At 34.8% G+C, this 16,855-nt stretch carries 14 protein-coding genes and 1 pseudogene; 7 read left to right on the top strand and 8 right to left on the bottom strand.

What is annotated here, in order from left to right; translation table 11 throughout:
- Window positions 1-578: 578 nt before the first annotated feature.
- Window positions 579-2,114 carry a YifB family Mg chelatase-like AAA ATPase gene (locus tag AB3U99_RS21740; RefSeq protein WP_400243833.1) on the top strand — a complete coding sequence of 512 codons (1,536 nt, stop codon included), beginning with the start codon at window positions 579-581 and terminating at the stop codon, window positions 2,112-2,114.
- Entirely contained in the window at window positions 2,111-2,662 is a 552-nt protein-coding gene (locus AB3U99_RS21735) for a transposase (RefSeq protein WP_400248147.1), read from the top strand. The genes AB3U99_RS21740 and AB3U99_RS21735 overlap by 4 nt, the downstream gene beginning before the upstream one ends.
- Before the next feature lie 280 nt (window positions 2,663-2,942).
- Here AB3U99_RS21735 and AB3U99_RS21730 read toward each other — a convergent pair whose 3' ends face one another.
- From AB3U99_RS21730 to licT, 5 genes are all read right to left on the bottom strand, one after another.
- Window positions 2,943-3,212, bottom strand: coding sequence for a helix-turn-helix domain-containing protein (locus tag AB3U99_RS21730; protein ID WP_400243832.1), 270 nt, complete (start codon window positions 3,210-3,212; stop codon window positions 2,943-2,945).
- A 151-nt stretch (window positions 3,213-3,363) separates the two neighbouring features.
- Complete coding sequence (locus AB3U99_RS21725) at window positions 3,364-3,822, bottom strand: competence protein ComK (RefSeq protein ID WP_400243831.1); 459 nt, start codon at window positions 3,820-3,822, stop codon at window positions 3,364-3,366.
- 659 nt (window positions 3,823-4,481) lie between these two features.
- On the bottom strand, window positions 4,482-5,489 hold the full coding sequence (locus AB3U99_RS21720; protein WP_400243830.1) for an ADP-ribosylglycohydrolase family protein: 1,008 nt from the start codon (window positions 5,487-5,489) through the stop codon (window positions 4,482-4,484).
- On the bottom strand, window positions 5,486-7,438 hold the full coding sequence (locus tag AB3U99_RS21715) for a beta-glucoside-specific PTS transporter subunit IIABC (RefSeq protein ID WP_400243829.1): 1,953 nt from the start codon (window positions 7,436-7,438) through the stop codon (window positions 5,486-5,488). Before AB3U99_RS21715 ends, AB3U99_RS21720 begins: the two co-directional genes overlap by 4 nt.
- Before the next feature lie 102 nt (window positions 7,439-7,540).
- Window positions 7,541-8,371, bottom strand: coding sequence for a BglG family transcription antiterminator LicT (gene licT, locus AB3U99_RS21710; protein ID WP_400243828.1), 831 nt, complete (start codon window positions 8,369-8,371; stop codon window positions 7,541-7,543).
- Between the two features lie 865 nt (window positions 8,372-9,236).
- Here licT and AB3U99_RS21705 point away from each other — a divergent pair.
- Window positions 9,237-10,310 (top strand): hypothetical protein, encoded by a 1,074-nt coding sequence (locus tag AB3U99_RS21705; protein WP_400243827.1) that lies wholly within the window; start codon window positions 9,237-9,239, stop codon window positions 10,308-10,310.
- 317 nt (window positions 10,311-10,627) lie between these two features.
- On the opposite strand, the gene hepT is transcribed toward AB3U99_RS21705, so the two are convergent.
- Complete coding sequence (gene hepT / locus AB3U99_RS21700) at window positions 10,628-11,041, bottom strand: type VII toxin-antitoxin system HepT family RNase toxin (protein ID WP_400243826.1); 414 nt, start codon at window positions 11,039-11,041, stop codon at window positions 10,628-10,630.
- Window positions 11,034-11,444 (bottom strand): type VII toxin-antitoxin system MntA family adenylyltransferase antitoxin, encoded by a 411-nt coding sequence (gene mntA / locus AB3U99_RS21695; protein ID WP_400243825.1) that lies wholly within the window; start codon window positions 11,442-11,444, stop codon window positions 11,034-11,036. Before mntA ends, hepT begins: the two co-directional genes overlap by 8 nt.
- Window positions 11,445-11,958: 514 nt before the next feature.
- Here mntA and AB3U99_RS21690 point away from each other — a divergent pair.
- From AB3U99_RS21690 to AB3U99_RS21680, 3 genes and pseudogenes are all read left to right on the top strand, one after another.
- Complete coding sequence (locus tag AB3U99_RS21690; protein WP_400243824.1) at window positions 11,959-12,327, top strand: hypothetical protein; 369 nt, start codon at window positions 11,959-11,961, stop codon at window positions 12,325-12,327.
- Between the two features lie 672 nt (window positions 12,328-12,999).
- Window positions 13,000-13,198: pseudogene (locus AB3U99_RS21685) on the top strand (IS66 family transposase); the annotation flags it as partial.
- 300 nt (window positions 13,199-13,498) lie between these two features.
- Window positions 13,499-13,651 carry a hypothetical protein gene (locus AB3U99_RS21680; protein ID WP_164463770.1) on the top strand — a complete coding sequence of 51 codons (153 nt, stop codon included), beginning with the start codon at window positions 13,499-13,501 and terminating at the stop codon, window positions 13,649-13,651.
- A 645-nt stretch (window positions 13,652-14,296) separates the two neighbouring features.
- Here AB3U99_RS21680 and AB3U99_RS21675 read toward each other — a convergent pair.
- Entirely contained in the window at window positions 14,297-14,560 is a 264-nt protein-coding gene (locus tag AB3U99_RS21675; protein WP_400248146.1) for a hypothetical protein, read from the bottom strand.
- 862 nt (window positions 14,561-15,422) lie between these two features.
- On the opposite strand from AB3U99_RS21675, the gene AB3U99_RS21670 reads away from it, so the two are divergent.
- Window positions 15,423-16,739, top strand: a complete 1,317-nt coding sequence (locus AB3U99_RS21670; RefSeq protein WP_400243823.1) for an SH3 domain-containing protein — start codon at window positions 15,423-15,425, stop codon at window positions 16,737-16,739.
- Window positions 16,740-16,855 lie beyond the last annotated feature (116 nt).

The raw sequence follows: 16,855 nt of genomic DNA, 5'->3' as shown, positions 1-16,855 counted from the left end.
TAACAACATTTACATTACCTTCTTTTTGAGTTTCGTTTGTTTCTGCTTTTACTAGATTACTACTAGAAACAATAACTAAAAAAACGACTGCACCAATTAATAGTTTTTTAAAAATATTTTTGTCATATATTACCTCCTAATTAAGATAGATTTAATATATGACAGAAATTACAAAAAGTAAACAACATTCTAGGTCACAGGGACGCTCCGAAGTTTGTCGAAGATTGATAGAGAATTAGATTGAGTGAATGATAAACTGAAATAGTTGAGTATTGCGAATAGACTGAGCTGGCAGTGCGTATATTGCAGAAGAAAAGAGCCACTTTTTTTGAAGTACAGCAAGTGTATTGTTGTCTTCTTTTTTTATTTTCATTTTGGCAGGAAATTTGATTATTTTGTAGAATATTGGGGTGATAGAATGTTTCTTTCCCTCTGTTGGTTGTTCTTGTTCTAGAAAACTTACTTCTATATTAACCTCGATTGATTTATCTTCCTATTTTAATCTTTCTCGAATTGTTTCTTTCCCGGTTAATTTTCATTCATCGTACTATAAAAATAAATAGTTTGGAGGGAGTTGTATGACTTCAAAAGTTTCAAGTATTGGTTTGAAAGGGATGGAGGGCTACCGTGTGCAGGTGGAGGTGCGGATATCGCAGGATACGGAATCTATGGTGATTGTTGGTTTGCCTGATGCTTCTGTTAAGGAGTCTAGGGAGAGAGTGTTGGCGTCGATTGCTCATTTTGATTTGGATGTGACGGATAAGAAGGTGGTTGTGAATCTATCTCCGTCCGATCAAAAGAAAAATGGTTCGCTGTATGATCTGGCTATCGCAATGGCTGCTTTGAAGGAACTGGGGGAGGTGAAGCGTGAGATTCCTACAGATACAGCGTTCATTGGGGCGTTATCCCTTGATGGTTCGGTTGTGAGTGGGGAAGGGATACTACCTGCTGTTATTGCGGCCAAGGGACTTGGTATCAAAGAAGTGTATTTACCTTATGATCCGGTGCTGCCACTCCATATGCTACAGGATATAAATTGTATAGTTGTCCGTCATATCGAGGAAGTTGTTCAGCATTTGGAAGGGCAAGAAAGCCTGCTGTCTCAACCTCATTATTCCTCAGAAAATCATCTAATTTCAAATGTTGCCACACATCAAAAGGATTTCTGTCATGTGATTGGACAGGAGAAAGCGAAAAGAGCATTAGAAATCGCTGCTGCCGGTGAGCATAATTTGCTGATGAATGGTCCTCCTGGTTGTGGAAAGAGTTTGTTAGCTGAATCCTTTCCTTCTATCTTCCCTTCATTAACGAATCAAGCACAGCTCGAAGTAATGAGTTTGTATCAGCTTGCCGGTGAAAAACGCATCCATGTTCCATCTGTTCCTTTCAGACATCCCCACCATTCTGCTTCAGCTGTCGCCATTATTGGCGGTGGAACGAACCCACGACCAGGTGAAATATCGATGGCCCACCATGGGATCCTTTTTCTCGATGAGATAGCAGAATTCTCCAAAAAAACGCTTGATATGCTCCGTCAACCACTCGAAACAGGTGAAGTAACCATTAGCCGAGCCCATTCTACTGTGACGTATCCAGCTTCTTTTATCCTAGTAGGTGCTATGAACCCTTGTCCATGTGGATACCTCGGTTCGCTTCATCATTATTGCACCTGTTCCCAAAAGCAAATTCAATCCTACCGAAATCGGTTGTCAGGTCCTATCTATGACCGAATGGATATCCTCTTATCCTTACAGTCGGTAAATGTTAACCAGGACTCCTCGACACAAGAATCCTCTGGTGCTATTCGTAAACGAGTGGAGAATGCACGCCTGCGCCAGTTTGATCGGTATCAACAAGAAGTTTCCAATGCGAAGGTTCCGTTTGAAACCTTGGTGGAAACGAGTGCCTTGACAACGGAACAGAAAAAGACCCTCACCCAAATTTCTTCTAAGCAAAACTGGAGCAATCGTGTTCAGATTAAAATTATCAGACTTGCAAGGACCATTTCTGATTTAGCAGGAGAGGAAAGAATAGCTGACCAAGCCATTTGGGAAGCGATGACCTTAAGACGCTGGGGACAGAATAAACAAATGACGATTGCGAGGGAGAAATAATGCCCTATAAGAAAAGAGTGTATATACCAGAGCGATTTTATCATATTGTTTCCAGGGGAAATCGACGTGATCCATTGTTCCGGAATGCCAGTGATTTTCAAGCTTTTCTTCATATCCTAACGCAACTCTACGAAAAGTACCCCTTTGAAATCGCCTCTTATTGCCTCATGAATAATCATTTCCATTTCCAATTGCGTTCTAGTGAAGTACCCATTTCAAAGCTAATGGCACTGATCAATAAACGTTATGCCAATTACTATAACACCAAATACCGTTTAACAGGCCATGTCTTTGAAAAACGGTTTTATGACAAAAGGATTGAGGATAAAGAAGGAATGTTAGAAGTAAGCCGTTATATTCACCTTAACCCAGTTGAGGCGAGAATGGTTAAGCTGGCAGAATACTATCCGTGGAGTAGCTATCCATATTATAAGGATAAGCATTCCACAGTACCTTGTTTTATGAATGTAAATTATTTACTAGATTATTATGAAGGGACATCGACACAGAAACGGGAAAAGTATTGTAGTAGCGTAAGCTTAAATTGATATAGATTCATTGTGAATACCAAGTGTCAAGCACCACAAAAAGACAAACAGCTATATTCTTGTCGCTCTGTTAAGGGCAATTGTAACCGTCAATAATTTAATAGAATTGTATTTATCAAAAACAACAAGAAAGATAATATTTCTATGCATTAACAAAAAAAGTCAGCATATAGCAAACTTCTAGGGACAATTGGATTTCCCCTAGAAGAAAAAGTCCTATTTTCTTAGCGTATTATAATAGGGGAGAGGCGCTAGAAAAAGAATGAGTTAGTGTACTACGTTATTGTTCTTCCGGCATCAACAACTCCACTTCTTCCTTAACTTCTTTAAGAAACGCTGTTGCATCAATCTTCAAGACATCGCAAATAGCATGAAATAGTCCTGTGGCTGGCTGAGAATGGCCAAGCTCGATATTGTTTATATGGTTGATGCTAAAGCCTGTATCTTCTGCAAGTTGCTGAATGCTTTTATCTTTCCATTTCCTTTTGTTTCGAATATGTTTTCCTAAAATGGTTTTATAAATATCGCTTTTATATAGCTCATTGGACACTGTTATCCCTCTTTTTTCCTCATTATCTAAAGAGGAAAAAAGAATGAACATAAACGATAATGTGTATTTTTCTATATTTTTACATATTCAACAAGAAAATTTTAAATGGAAGTGTTTGAGGGATGAATAACTGTTTTCTTATCAAGCAAACCTACTCATTAAGTGCTTTTTTGCATAACCAGGTTCGATACATTTGTTTTTCTAATATATGTAAGGATTCATTCATTTTAATTTCTCTGCCATTTTTAAATTGGATAATGGAACGATAGGTGCCTCTTGTTGGTTTGATTTCGTCGACATGATGGAAGAATATCCAACAGCAATGGGCTTGATTCGGGGAGGTAGTTGGAAAAGCATAGATGTTTTTTTGTGGATTAATTGGAATCGGAATTTTTTTATGAATGCCTGTCAGGTAAGTCATGGAAACTCGTCGGCCATTATATTCGGCACCTCCTTGCTTTGCCGCCAATTTGATTATTTCTAATGGAGTTTGTCTCACATAGAGTTCTCGATGTCCCTCTAATACGATTGTTTGATAGTCTAGCTGAAAAGCTGGTTTTAGTGCATTTGTTTCTTCATTCACTTTGTACATAGTAAGAATTTCTTTCATTTGGATGCTCCTTTTCAAGTGGATTGTTTTTTCATGGAGTAGGGAGGAATGTCCCATTAACCTAGATGTGGATGGAGGGGAGTTAGCATTTTCATAAGTAAAGATAAAGTATGTGTAATAGTGAGCAATTAATCATATATAAAATCGAAAGAAACAGTTGAAAGTACTATCTCTATTTATTGGCTAACTATTTTTATCCTCCTTTTCTCCTATTATCTATAAAAAACACGAGTTGGAAACCAAGTATAGTGGGTGTTTGTGTAATTTTCTGAATTATTGGTCACAGCGACGCCTCGAGAACTCAAGGACACAGTGACTCCCCGAAATTTTTCGAAGATTGATAGAGAATTAGATTGTGTGAATGATAAACTGAAATAGCAACTGGATATTGGTGGTTGGTTGTTGCGCTTTTTTCCGTTAAGGAAAGGAGGTGGTAATCATAGAACATTTCTTGAATTCCTTCGTGAAGTTTAGAAGATGATTACAGCCGCGTAATTTTACCACTCTTGCTATGTTTTTTTCAAGGTAAACGTCAATCAACTAGGCCCCACCTATTAATTTAGATGGGGCCTAGTGAGTTGGCAAGCAAAAAATGTTCCGCTCGCCAACTGTTCGTGTATGGTTACTTTAGTAATCCGTCGAAAACCTAAGAGCCTTTCTTAAATGTAATATGGAGAGAACGGAAGTGCTTTCTCAGCGAGTTTATCAAAATCTAAGGAATTGATTTCTTCAATTATTGATACATCACTTTCATCAAAGATTGGAGTCATCCCTCCACAAATGCTTGCTGAAATAGCGCCGATTGTATCTGTGTCAGCTCCTAAACTTGCACTTATTTTTGCGGCTTTCATCGGGTCTCCATTAGCAAGCTGTACAACAGCCAAGACAGCAGGAATGGTTTCGATTGTTTCTACACCAGTTCCTAATTCGTTGACAATTCGTATGATAGCTTCTTCTTCGAGATAATTATCAACAATGTCACGGACATATTGAATGCGAAAGGATAAGGATGGACTCGGAAACTCAGCCCCAATTCCTTTTGAGTCTTCGGCAACTTTTATAGCAAGTTCCCACAATTCGTTTAGATCCTTCCCTCCAGCAGCAACATAACTAATACAGGCTGCTACTACACAAGCGCCAGACACGGCTATACTCGAATTATGTGTTGGTAAACAAATGTCATACACATTTTTCATTAACACATCTAATTGGTTGTATTCGGATATAAGTCCGATTGGTGAAATCTTCATTGCGGCGCCATTGGTTGTATTGCCATATCCAGTTTTGTTAATAGGAACGCCATTTTTAATTGCTTGGACAGCTCTAAGTGTTGATGGGCCGGAAACCAATTTAGAATCTTCTGCATTAGAAATCCACTCTGTCAAATGCTTAATATAATCCATCGCATTTAATTTCCCTTGGTTTTTTACAATTGATTCTAAAATCATGATTGTATTGATTGTATCATCCGTAATAGATCCGGCAGGCAAAGTTCTTGGAATTAATTGATTTTCCAAAGAAGGCAGCAATGTTTGAATGCCATTTGGAAAGCTTCTTTTTATTTGGCTATATGTCCAAAATTCTGTTGGCATTCCATATGCATCGCCAATCGCTCCACCTATCAATATTCCTTTTATTCTTTTCAATAATTCATTATTTGTTGTCATGCAAAACTACCCCCATCCTTCGTCGAACTGTCTCCGTTGATACCTTCCGTTTCATTTTCCTGTATTAATTGGATTGACATGAATTCGTCTTGATAATTTATCAAACCATTTTTCGTTACTAAAATATTTTTGTTATCGTCTAAATTTGTAATGACTACTGGTGTCTCTGTGCTAAAGTTTTCGTTTTTAATTGCTTCTAAATCAAATTCCACAATCACCTCGCCTTGCTTTACTAGTTCTCCCTGTTTTTTAATTTTTTTAAAATACTTTCCATCTAGTCTCACCGTATCTTTTCCTACGTGTATAAGCATTTCTACTCCATCCGTACTTGTGATCCCTACAGCGTGGCCAGTTGGAAAAAGTGTCGTAATCATTCCATCAAAAGGTGCTACAATTTGATTGCCTTCTGGGTAAAATAAGATACCTTTTCCTAATAATTCATTTGCAAAAGCTGAATCTGTTGCATTTTTTAATTCCGTAACATTCCCACGCAATGGAGAATAGATGACCTTTGCTATTGATTCAGAACTTTTCTGTTGGGTTGAACGATCTTCGTTTTCAACAGCTTCATCAAAGATAAAGTAAGTCAATAAAAAGGAAACAACGATGGAAATAAGTACACCAATTATGGAAATGATTAGGCCTGTATATTCCCCATTAGGGTTTAAGAAGGAAACAAAGCCAAATATGCCAACAACTCCTCCATACATATCAGCGCCAAATACGGAGATAAAAGTCCCACCAATGGCACCACCGAGCATGGAAAATACAAAACGTTTTTTTATGGGAAGCGTTACACCATAAATTGCTGGTTCAATAATACAGAAGAGAGCTGAGATAAACGCTGGAACAGCAATTTCTTTTTGGACTTTTGATTTTGATTTTAAATAGACAGCTGCTACAACTGCTGCTTGAGCAAAGGCAGCAGTAAACAGTGTAGGCAAAATGTAATCTGATCCGTGACTGCCTAAATTCTGCAATCCTAAAGTAATTAACGGCCAATGCAGGCCTAATATAACTAATGGCTGATAAATAAGTGCCACAATAAAAGATGTAAAAATAGTGGAAACTCCGTAAAGGGAGGAAACGCTATTTGAAATCAGTTCACTTAACATATTTGTAATTGGACCAATAACTAAGAGTGAAATTGGAATCGTAATTAATATGGTTAAAAAAGGTACAAGTGTAAAAGCCATAACTGCTGGGATTTTCTTCTTCAAATATTGATTAATTTTAGAAGCAAAATACACGATAAAAATGATGGGAATAACGGTTGAGCCATATCCCATCACTGGGAACAGGATGGGAATGCCAAAAAACGTTTGGTAAACAGGCGTAGCAGCGATTGTTCCTTCAAATAATGTCATTATCGCATCTCCGCTTGCCAGATTTTCCACCATGCCAGGGAAAATAATAGTGGCACCAATAATAATTCCAATCGCTGGATCGAGTTTAAATGCCCTTGCACTTGTGTATCCAAGAATTACAGGGAAGAAGTTAAAGATAGCCTGACCCATTGCATTAAGAATAATATAAGCACCATCTGTTTCCTGTATGAGTCCTGCAAATGTTAGGATCATAAGCACGCCTTGAATTAATCCGCTAGCAAGTAATACACCTAAAATCGGTGTGATAACTTTTGTGATAATGTCAATGATGGAATTCAGTGCACCTTTTTTTTCACTTTCCATTGTTTTTCTAGTTCCGATTTTATCCAAAATGACACTATAAACATCACCAACATGGGTGCCGATTACAACTTGATACTGCCCACCAGCTTTCTGAGCTGTTGCAATCTCTTTGTTTCCTTTTAATTTTGCTTCGTTTACTAGACTGTAATCATTTAAAGTAAAACGTAATCTTGTCATACAATGTGTTAAGCCAATAATATTATCCTTCCCGCCAACATTTTCGATGATAAAATGTGAAAGTTCATCATATTTCTCCATCTAAAAACCTCCTAAACTTTATTTTTTATATAATAAAAAGGCAATACTTAATAAGCTTAAAAAATCACTTATTAAGTATTGCCTGATTTAACAGTTACAATCTTAATTTAGTATTCTGTTGATATGAAGAATTAAATAAAATTTTTCTTCTTCATGGACTTTGATCTTTAATCGCTGCTCTAAATAAATAACGATTTTATCAACACAAGCATATATTTCTGGAAACTTTCGCACAACTTCTTCAAATAGGTTAAGATTGTTTGAAGCATTATGCTCATTTGCAAAAACCCTTCGCAAGAAAAATTTTAGATGAGATACAAAACGAGCATAATTTAGAGAATCTTCATTAAGCACCACTTTAAATTGATAGCGAATTATAGTTATAATTTCGTGAATAATTTCTGTACTTAAAATTGTCTGCTTCATCCCTATTCCATTTTGTTGGGCGTTAACAAAATGGAGTGTAATAAAGGCCGCTTCATCTTCAGATAGCATCACATTTTCATAATAATGGATTATTTTTAATGATTCGAAAGCGGCTTCAAATTCTTTTTTATAAAATTGCTTTATTTCCCATAATAATGCATTCTTAACAGCTATATCATTTTTGTTTCTTTCCAATGCATAAGTAATATGATCTGCTAATCCTATATAGACACTGTCATCAAATTTCACATTCAATTTTTTCTCAGCAGCTTCTATGATTCTATTTGTCAGCTCTAAATGATTAATAGGGATCTCATCCAATAATTTCAAAAAACTATTCATTGTTTGTGGAGAATGCAGGACGAATAATTTCTCAATCATAGAATCTTCTATTTGATCACCAATCCTTTTATTAAAAGCAACTCCTCTGCCAATAATAATATGTTCCAAACTTCGAGAGTTCTCAGCGAGCACAACATTATTATTATAAACCTTCTTAAGTTTCAAAATGAATTCACTTCCTTTCATTAAACTATAGAAAAAAAACAAGACCAAATAATACAGACACATTTAATACAACAATGTGACCACATTAACTTGATCTTGCCTGTGAGATACAGTTACAATTCAAAGATTAATTAGAATTATTTAATTACTTTACTAATTTGAATTCTAAACATAAAACGCTTACTTGTCAATATAATAATCAATTCACTGCACAGTGACGCCTCGGAATTTGTCGAAGATTGAGAGAGTTAGATTGTTGTAATCAATCTTATTTAGCAGTAACTGTCCATTTTATTTTCGTGTTCATCTAGTTCTAATCCAGATCAAATAAATAGATATTTCGAATGTATAAAACTGATAGAAAACACCTGTTGTATACTATACTTCCCTATGATTTTTTTGCAACTTTTCAGACATCTCTTATTCCTATAGGGTAAAATATAAGCAGGAAAAATTAACTAAATTCTCTATGGAAATACCATATATATTTCAGAAAAGAAATGGGGATAAATTCTTAATGAACCGTTCAAAAAAAGGAATCATCGTCACGTCATCCCTACTAGTCGGCATACTTCTAATTAGTGGTACAATATTAGGATTCATAAATTATAATCATAGATGCGGTAAAGAATGAATTTATGTTCTCATTTAATAATGGTTTGGCCGAAGGAAGTAGCAATAAGCTAAAAACAATTAAACGAATCATGTATGGAAGAAGTAGTTTTGAATTTCTAAAGAATAAATTATTATTGCTTGAATCACGTAGATTCAACTAAGTTTGGAAATAACCAGTTTGACGCTTACTTATAAAATCTAATATTAGTTATTAAAACATCTAAATAATACAGCAAAATGAGGTGCAAATTTGAATAATAAAGAAGATTTTTATGTTGATATACAAAAAAGAGCACTTGATATTTATGAACAATACCAATTTCTTATGAAAGAAATTTTAAAAACTGAAGCCGACATCTCAAAATATAAACTGAATTTTTATATTGAAGAAGACGCAAAATTAGGTGGAAAAGCATGGTATGAAAATAATACAGATAATATACTAATATATAAAGGGATTATAGATAATTTTTATGATTATTTTTACAGCTTTACAAAAATGCAAAGTAAAAGTTTCTTGGAAAAATTACATTTTAATGATGAAGATGACAATGAAGTATCATTCGAGTTTTTGAAATTTGATGATAATGGAAAATCAACTATATTTGATAGTAAAATTATAGATAATAAATTAGCTGGATTACTTACTATTTTTGTATCACGCTTTATAATAACGCATGAATTAGGACATTTACTTAATGGGCATTGTGAATTTATAAATTCGAAGGATAAAAAAAACATACAATATATCCCAATGTTTGAGAAGGAGAATAATCAAACTACAAAGGCTATTTCTCCATTAGATTTCAGGACTCTAGAAATGGATGCAGATGCATTTGCTGCAACAGATAATTTTAGAAATTTAATCTTACTTTATGAGCGTTTTGAAGAAAAGGTGGACAGGGATTTAAATATAAAACCAATTGATTTATTTTATTGGTGGTCATTTGCAATTAGAAGCAATTTTTTAATAAACCAAAGGATCTTAAATGATGAAGAATATAAAGCTGATAAAACCCATTTACCAAGTGTAGCACGTTGGATCTTAATATTGGGTTCAATGTTAAACCTAATAGATACATATAAAATAAATTATAGGGTTGGAGATAACAAAGAGATATTATTACAATCATTAACAAATGGATTTATATACGCTGAAAAGTGTTATAATAAGAGTTTTTATACAAATTATAATTGCATAGAGGAAACTATTAATAGTGTAGATTATAGAAACTATGCGACAGCAACACAAAAAAACTGGGAAATTCTACGCGATGAATTGGATAAGTTTTCGAGATTACCTCTTTATGAATCTCAATTATAGATATCAATTCTTGGTCACAGTGCACCGAAATCTAAAAAAATTCTTGGTCATAAGGTATGTTCACAGGGACGCCGCGAATAATCTTGTTTCACAAAATTTTTGGTCACAGGGACGCCTCGAAAAATCTTGTTTCACAGGAATGTTTCACTTCGACTTGTCGATTGATATTCAGTTCCATATGAATATCAATCGACAGAGGGGTGATAGTCGGACAGTACTTTCGCTGTTTTCCATTTAGACATTTTATAAGGCTTAGATGGTAGAGGGGAAAGTGCGAATTTCTCCTCATCCTCAGGTGTGGTCACTGTGACCACGAATTAATGATTCTCCTCCAATTGTAAAATCACTTTCGTAAAAACTTTAAAATCATTAATGTGTTTTTCTAGGATCGCCTCTAATATATCAAGCTCTAACGTCTGGTAGTCATGTACAGCAATATTTCGGAATCCGACCATATTCATCAATGTATTTGCTAAGCTTTTTTCAATTAATCCAGCATTTAGTAGCAATTTAAATGCTTCACGACTCGCTTTTGGTACTCCAAGCTTGCGTTTACTGACAATATGCATCGCTAAATCAATGCTCGCCTCACAAGCACGTTGAATATTTAAAATGATACTATCCTGTTTTGTAAAGTCCGTTAAGTTTGCAGGATTGTCCTCGTACACTTCATAAATACGCTTAACACAACGTTCAATTGTCGTCGCTTTATTTAAAATAACATCATTCATTGCCGAATACACTCCCTCTTTCTTTAATCGCATTAATAATTGTAGCACGTTGCTCACTTAACGTAGCATACATGCTATAAGCACGCATTTTTTGGCATATAAATTCGTTCTCGTCATGTATATAAAGCGGATTGCCTTGCTCAAATATCTGCATTGTAAATACTGTATCGATTTGTTTAATATCGACTAAATCGACTTCCCGACCGGCAATTGCTGCAAGCTTAGAAGCGAGCATAAAACGTTCATAAGATGATAGCTTCTTGTCACTGAAATAAGCAAGATCGATATCACTTTCATCATGTGTCGTGCCTTTAGCGAATGAACCAAATAGAATGACGAAGGCTGGGTTTGTGTCTAGAATGATTTTATCAACTAACTTCTTTTGTAATTCTTCTTTTAGCATGCTTATCACCGTCCTTTCTCATATTATAAAGCTTATAAGGAAAAACCGCACATATAGGGACATGGGGTCAGGTTCCTTGTCCCAAACTCTAGAGATACACCGAAAAATCCTGTTTCACAGTCACAGGAAGATATCTGTGGGATTACCGATGGAAAAATATACGATACAAAAAGTTAATAGATTAGGCGCTAATCCTTCTTGAATTAGCGCCCTTAAAATATTGCGTCATCTAATCTACCAATCTTTGCTTCATACTACCTCTAACTACTACTTTTAAATAGGGTTCCTCTAAGGATGTCTAGAATATAAATTTAATTTCTTAGATGAAAATAACAATCCAATCCCAAGATTTATCTGGTAGACCTTCTTTTTTTTCATAAGGTGGTCGATTTCATTTAACGATTATTTTGACAAAAATGTGAAGTGTTGAACTTTTACACACTCTCGAACGTATAACATACTAACACAGACTCTTTAGCAGAATGAATGCTCAAATAAAAGGGAGTTGTAAATAGTGAAGAGGGTAGAAATGCTTTTCTTAATGGTCCTATTGTTATTTAATGTAGCAGGTTGTTCGGGTGGGTCGTATGCCATAAGTATTGGAGAGATTGAATCCTCAAAGAATAGTATAGTTGGAGAATACAATAGCTTTTCTGGGGACTATTTCAAAAAAGTAAACGTAGAAAAAGGGGATAGCTATAAGGTAAGCTTTTCGGTATACACGGAAGAAGGGGAATTAACTGCTAAGGTAATGGATTCTAATGGAGAAACACTTAAAACCTTAAAAGATGGTGATACTTTTACACTCAATCAACTTGGTACCTATAAGTTGCAGGTAGAGGGAGAAAAGCATAGAGGAAGTTTTGCGTTATCTTGGGAGTGAAATAATGGATGGTCACGTGAATATTATCGTCTTCTAAATATTTTTCGAAGTAAGAAAAATATTAATATAGTTAAAATGAATGCTAGTCTGAAATACCCAGGTATTAAGCCGATAATCCATATACTTGTTGTGATAGTTGCAAATGATAAATATTCTATATATTTAACATGTTGCCATTTCTTCTTGTTTAGTAGAATGATTATATACGCAATGATAGGTGCTACTATTGATATAAAGTATATAAATTTTTCTTTTGTGTACCATGGATTTCTTTTCATTTTTATACCCATACTTTCTTTTATTTTATAAAAAATAAGCTTATAACAATATAAACTTATGCTAGTAGAATCTAAATATATTAATGTAGTATATATACTATTACTCTTGCTCCATTTCCTGCTAAATAAAAAATAAGACTGATATTGGATTGAATTATTCTTAATAAACAATCATAGGAAAGAGATATGTCCCTTTTGCTCTTGGTTTCTTTCCGGAAACTTTTATATTTGTTAACCAAAGGTATGGTCACAGTGACGCCTCGAATAATCTTGTTTCACAGGAAAGTTTCACGGGAGGTTTTTTGTGTGTGATGGTTATAGATATTTGTTAATAGATTATTGCAGAAGAAATCAGCCACTCTTTTTAGGGGGGATGCTCGATCTCGAGTCAGTAGTAATCGGAAGGAAGGCGCGGCTAATCAGTAATACACCGCAGGGCGCTAAAGCTAGTGCCATCCTATACAGTATGGAGAAGACAGCAATCGCAAATGGAAATCGCAAATGGATTAAATCCATATTACTACCTTCGATATCTGTTTGAGCAGCTTCCCAATGTGAATTTGACAGATATGGATGCCGTAGCCAAGTACTTACTTGATCAACAATGTTACCAGTCTCTTGTATCACTTATAAAAAGTTACCTGAATAGTAACTTAGGCTCCATCTAAATTAATAGGTGGGGCCCTGTTTGACGCTTACCAATGTTTAACTTCTAAAGGCTTTATGAGAAGTGCAAATTTTCAAAAATTTATAATTTATCACCATTTACACATTGTAAGGGGTTTTTGTTTGTCCCAAATGGAAAAGTGGTGTGATATAATGGTGATACAACTACATAGGTGCGGGTGGTATGCACTCTTTTCCTGTCTAAGAGGAAAGGAGGTGACATACAAATGGATTTCGTATTGGACTTATTAAAAGATGTAGCAAAAATCTTTTTTACTACTCTTGCTGCGGGCTATGCAAATCGCTTTGCAAGCAAAAAGAAGAACAAGCGAAAACCCACCCCGCGCCGTCGGAAGCATAAGGGTGGGTCTTCTAAATAACTATTTAGCATACCACTCGTAAGTAGTTGTCCAAGGAGTTCTAGCTCCTTGGTTTTTTTAGTTTGATTCTTATATATAATAATATACCCATACTTTAAAAATTTCAATCAGATTATTTTAAAACTCACTGCACAGGGACGCCCCGAAATATGTCGAAGATTGATAGAGAATTAGATGGTGTGAATGATAAACTGAAATAGTAGCTGGATATTGGAGGTGTTGTTTTCGGTTTAGGAAAGGGGGTAATAATCATAGAAAGATTTCTTTGTGAAGTGATTACGGCCAGGTGATTTTACCACGCTTGCCATATTTTTTACTAGTCTTCGCCAATAAATGTATCACATAGCGCCAATTCGTTTCCCATGCATAGTAAATTCCAACAGATTACTTAATAAACTGTAGGACTTTTTTTCATTGTTTTTTCTAGGAATTAAATAACTAAATATTCGTTTGTAAAAGAAGAAGCATTGACTATTAAAAGAAACGCTAATGTTTTTGAAAATGTATTTTCGAATGAAGTGAAGTAAACGACGTTGAAAAAGTAAAAGCGTCAAAAATAAATGAGTGAAAAAATTTAAAATTTTTGTACTGACATGTAGACGTTTTTAGTATGTATTAATCATATAGTTTTACCTCATTTATGATTTAGTAACTATTAATAGTTACCCAAACTTTATAAATAAATGAATCCTCAACCTTTACTCCTGGACGAATACTGAAACTTTTTTCTGTATGAACAACAAAATCAGGATTAGAAGCTAGAAAAAATGAAAGAGCATATGCTATTTTATAATCTGGTGTTATATATCCATTTATTGTTCTACCATGTATTTCGTTTGCTATAGAATCAGCCCATACCTCTGATTCTCTTAAAGTTTCAAAAATAAGCGTTTCTTTTTTCCAATCTATTTCCATCATTTACAACCTCATTTCTTTATTTCTAAATTCTATCACATTCACACAATCTAACTTTCTATCAAAAATCTTGTTTCTCAGAACATTTTGATTCCGCAGATTCTGTATCGGTAGTTGTGTTCTCTTATGATGTATCCGTTTTTTAACTAGACTCGAATGCCGCTAGAATATGAGCATCCATGCAGAAATAACTAGTAACCATACGGATTAAAGTGGAAAAGAGTATCTGGAATATTATGCTCGTTTACAGCTTATCCCTAAGATGACGCATTAACCCATTGGTTGTTTTCCCTTTTACCAAAATAAATCGCTCCCATTTACAACTATTATCCTAATTATAAAGGCTAACTACCAAAAAAACTACAATCCTAGTATTCAATTATAGTTGGAAGATTGTTCTTTTTGTCTATTATATTTCCGAAAATTCTCATAATGGTATAATGGTTCTAGAAACAATTGAATTAGAAGGGATGTGTATTTCTTGGATTGAACTCTTGGTCACAGTGACGCCTCGAATAATCTTGTTTCACAGGAATGTTTCACGACCCCACCATAAAAAATCCTTGACGTTCCTGTGACTATACCTTTTTTTGCAAAGGTAGTTAGTAGCATAAAATAGTTGGATCTAAAAAAGAAATTAGTCATTAGCTTCACTCTTATTTCAGAGTTAAACAAAAACTAGGTATCCATTCAAGATTCAAAGCGTTAACAGATTTTTCTTGATAGCATTTTTTGATCTTCTATTATTCTATTTGACAAAAGTAATTAATTTAGATAAATTCGCATTGAATGCTTTGAATTTACATATCTGGGAATTCATTTCGGCTTTTACTATCAAGAAGGGGGAAAAACGAACATGAAGAAAAACAGAAGGAATATTTTGATTGGTTTATCTACGGTTATTATTGCAGTCGTATTAGTATTAGGATTTATTTTATCTAATGATAACAAAAACGGGAAGGACAATTTAGAAACATCGGTTAATCAATCAACAAAAACTGTGGCAAAAGTAGCTAGCGAAGAAAAAGCTATCGAAAAGCCAAATGATAATAAAGGTGATATTGATTCAAAGGCAGAAAAGACCGAAGTTACAAAGGAAAATGAAAAGAAAAAGCAAGAAGAGAATATTATAATAGATGATAAGGTAGAATCAACGGAAGACAAAAAAGTTGAAGTAAAAAAACAAACAGTTGAAGTAAAAAAGACAGAGGAAAAAACAGACATTCCTGCAAAAAAGGAACCTACAACTACTGTTCTTGAGAAACCAGTAACAAATTATGTTGACGTTAGTTCCTTAAATGTACGTAGCGGTGCAGGTACTAGTTATTCTGTTGTGACCGTCGTTAATCAAGGACAAGCCACTACAGTAGTTGAAACAAGCTCTAATGGATGGAGTAAAGTAAAGGTGAATAATAAAACAGGATGGGTTTCTAGTAAATATCTGTCTACAAAAAAAACAGTAGTTTCAGAAAGTAACGCTCATAAAAATACATCAACATCAACATCAACATCAACTTCTGATTCTAAAAAGCCCACTACACCTACTCAAAGCACCCCTGCTTCTAATGGTAACGTAGCGGATCAACTGAAAACGGTTGATGCAAACCATCAACTAATTCTCGTTACAACGAATGGAGCTAATACAAGTTCTGCAACTATTCGTACATTTGAAAAGGATTCGAAGGGAAAATGGACCCCGATACTTAACATTTCAGGCTATATTGGTAAAAAAGGATTCGCTACACCTTCCGCTATGAGTGAAGGTGGTGAGCGGGCTCCAACCGGAAAATATACAATTGGGACAGCATTCGGGCGTTCTAATAACCCTGGTACCAAATTACCGTATCGAAAAATTACGAGTGATGATGTTTGGGTAGATGATCCTAAATCCGAATTATACAATACTTGGCAATCAAAAAGTAAAACCAAAGACCAGTGGAACAGTGCCGAAAACATGGACATTGCAGCCTACAATTACGGATTTGTAATAAATTATAATACAGCACGAACACCCAATAAGGGTAGTGCGATTTTCTTCCATGTTAGCAGTAGTTACACTCTCGGTTGCACAGGTACATCTCAAGCAAACGTAATAAGCATCTTAAAATGGTTAGATCCAGCAAAAAACCCTGTGATTATCCAAACCCCTGTTTCGGAATTAGGAAACTATTAAATTCTTGGTGCACAGGGACACCTCGAATAACTTGTTTTACGGCAGGGACAAGGAGGCAGATTCCTTGTCCCATTCGTTTTCTGTATTTCGTGCCATACTTTCTAAATGAATAATTT

The sequence above is a fragment of the Niallia tiangongensis genome (assembly GCF_044704065.1).
GTDB classification, from domain to species: domain Bacteria; phylum Bacillota; class Bacilli; order Bacillales; family Cytobacillaceae; genus Niallia; species Niallia tiangongensis.
The sequence above is the reverse complement of the archived record's forward strand: the minus strand, read 5'-3'. Positions and strand labels throughout refer to the sequence as shown.

Coding starts and splice junctions, on each gene's coding strand:
- AB3U99_RS21740 (WP_400243833.1), top strand. CDS start 579: ATGACTTCAAAAGTTTCAAGTATTGGTTTGAAAGGGATGGAGGGCTAC.
- AB3U99_RS21725 (WP_400243831.1), bottom strand. CDS start 3,822: ATGAAAGAAATTCTTACTATGTACAAAGTGAATGAAGAAACAAATGCA.
- AB3U99_RS21720 (WP_400243830.1), bottom strand. CDS start 5,489: ATGACAACAAATAATGAATTATTGAAAAGAATAAAAGGAATATTGATA.
- AB3U99_RS21715 (WP_400243829.1), bottom strand. CDS start 7,438: ATGGAGAAATATGATGAACTTTCACATTTTATCATCGAAAATGTTGGC.
- hepT (WP_400243826.1), bottom strand. CDS start 11,041: ATGAATGATGTTATTTTAAATAAAGCGACGACAATTGAACGTTGTGTT.
- mntA (WP_400243825.1), bottom strand. CDS start 11,444: ATGCTAAAAGAAGAATTACAAAAGAAGTTAGTTGATAAAATCATTCTA.
- AB3U99_RS21680 (WP_164463770.1), top strand. CDS start 13,499: ATGGATTTCGTATTGGACTTATTAAAAGATGTAGCAAAAATCTTTTTT.
- AB3U99_RS21670 (WP_400243823.1), top strand. CDS start 15,423: ATGAAGAAAAACAGAAGGAATATTTTGATTGGTTTATCTACGGTTATT.